Origin of the sequence: Cryobacterium sp. RTC2.1 (genome assembly GCF_035018685.1) — a bacterium.
GTDB lineage: Bacteria > Actinomycetota > Actinomycetes > Actinomycetales > Microbacteriaceae > Cryobacterium > Cryobacterium glucosi.
In genome coordinates, this window is sequence record NZ_JASJXJ010000353.1 from 1 (window position 1) to 489 (window position 489).

The 489-nt window shown below is 72.8% G+C and carries 1 protein-coding gene; it reads left to right on the forward strand.

What is annotated here, in order from left to right; genetic code table 11:
- Positions 1-489: hypothetical protein (locus QN357_RS19260; RefSeq protein WP_323505438.1), on the forward strand; the 489-nt coding region annotated here is incomplete at both ends.

A 489-nucleotide genomic window follows, 5' to 3' on the forward strand; every position in this document is an offset into this window, starting at 1 on the left:
ACCGTGGTCGGCGACGCCGACCACGCCCCGGCCACATCCGCCGGCCAGACCGTCTCGATCGGAGCCGGCCTCACGAGCACCACGCTCACCATCTCGGCGGGCGCCGCGACGGTCGACACGGTGGAGATCGGCACCCCCGTCACCCTCGTCGCCACGACGACGGCAACCGCCGGCGAGACGACCCTGCCCGGTGCCGTGACCTTCACCCTGCCCGACCGCTCCTCTGCACGAGTAGACCTCGCCGCCGACGGCACGGCGCGCTACACGTTCACTCCGACCCAAGCGAGCACTGCCGCCGTGCAGGCCTCCTACTTCGACACGACGTCTCAGTACGAGCCGTCGAACGCGACCGGTGCGCTGACGGTCGCGTTGGCAATCGCCTCGACCCCCGTCGCCGTCTGGACGGGCGACCTCACCCCGAGCGACCGCACCCTCACCCTCAGCTATGCGGCGGCACCGAACCGCGCCCTGGCCCCCCCCCCGCCACCC